A 1,037-nucleotide genomic window follows, 5' to 3' on the forward strand; every position below is an offset into this window, starting at 1 on the left:
ACCCTTGCATTTTTTGATGAAAATGCATATAATATATCTTGTCCTTGTTTTTAGGATGGTCTGGTAGCAATAGCGGAGAGGTCACACCTGTTCTCATGCCGAACACAGAAGTTAAGTTCTCCAGCGCCGATGGTAGTTGGGGCTTTGCCCCTGCAAGAGTAGGACGCCGCCAGGCGAATTGAATATTATAATTTGCGCATTTTATATGTGCATTGGAGGATTAGCTCAGCTGGGAGAGCACCTGCCTTACAAGCAGGGGGTCGCAGGTTCGAGCCCTGCATCCTCCACCATTTGCCGGCCTAGCTCAACTGGTAGAGCAACTGACTTGTAATCAGTAGGTTGGGGGTTCAAGTCCTCTGGCCGGCACCACTATTCATTTCAAATGTGTACGAGCCATTAGCTCAGTTGGTAGAGCATCTGACTTTTAATCAGAGGGTCGAAGGTTCGAATCCTTCATGGCTCACCACTCAAACACTTTTGCGGGTGTGGCGGAATTGGCAGACGCGCTAGATTTAGGATCTAGTGTCTTCGGACGTGGGGGTTCAAGTCCCTTCACCCGCACCATTACTTAATTAAAATACTTACGCTGCGGAAGTAGTTCAGTGGTAGAACACCACCTTGCCAAGGTGGGGGTCGCGGGTTCGAATCCCGTCTTCCGCTCCATGCCCAAGCCGGGGTGGCGGAATTGGCAGACGCACAGGACTTAAAATCCTGCGGTAGGTTCTACCGTGCCGGTTCGAGTCCGGCCCTCGGCACTATAAGCGCCCGTAGCTCAATTGGATAGAGCGTTTGACTACGGATCAAGAGGTTAGGGGTTCGACTCCTCTCGGGCGCGCCATTCTTTCGGGAAGTAGCTCAGCTTGGTAGAGCACATGGTTTGGGACCATGGGGTCGCAGGTTCAAATCCTGTCTTCCCGACCATTTAAATATTGGGGCCTTAGCTCAGCTGGGAGAGCGCCTGCCTTGCACGCAGGAGGTCAGCGGTTCGATCCCGCTAGGCTCCACCAATTAATTATTGCTCTTTGAAAACTGAACAG

9 tRNA genes and 1 rRNA gene are annotated in these 1,037 nt (G+C 51.7%); all 10 read left to right on the forward strand.

Going from position 1 to position 1,037, the window contains the following annotated elements:
- The first annotated feature begins 59 nt into the window (after positions 1–59).
- A 5S ribosomal RNA gene (rrf, locus tag AC6CHS_RS19375) occupies positions 60–175 on the forward strand.
- A 39-nt stretch (positions 176–214) separates the two neighbouring features.
- Positions 215–290: transfer RNA gene (locus AC6CHS_RS19380), tRNA-Val, on the forward strand.
- A gap of 3 nt (positions 291–293) precedes the next feature.
- Positions 294–369, forward strand: a tRNA-Thr gene (locus tag AC6CHS_RS19385).
- Positions 370–390: 21 nt separating this feature from the next.
- Positions 391–466: transfer RNA gene (locus AC6CHS_RS19390), tRNA-Lys, on the forward strand.
- Between the two features lie 13 nt (positions 467–479).
- A tRNA-Leu gene (locus tag AC6CHS_RS19395) sits at positions 480–564 on the forward strand.
- 24 nt (positions 565–588) lie between these two features.
- A tRNA-Gly gene (locus AC6CHS_RS19400) sits at positions 589–663 on the forward strand.
- 7 nt (positions 664–670) lie between these two features.
- Positions 671–755: transfer RNA gene (locus tag AC6CHS_RS19405), tRNA-Leu, on the forward strand.
- A 6-nt stretch (positions 756–761) separates the two neighbouring features.
- A tRNA-Arg gene (locus tag AC6CHS_RS19410) sits at positions 762–838 on the forward strand.
- A gap of 6 nt (positions 839–844) precedes the next feature.
- Positions 845–921, forward strand: a tRNA-Pro gene (locus AC6CHS_RS19415).
- Positions 922–931: 10 nt separating this feature from the next.
- A tRNA-Ala gene (locus tag AC6CHS_RS19420) sits at positions 932–1,007 on the forward strand.
- Positions 1,008–1,037: the final 30 nt, after the last annotated feature.

Source organism: Oceanobacillus sp. GQ8 (genome assembly GCF_059758495.1).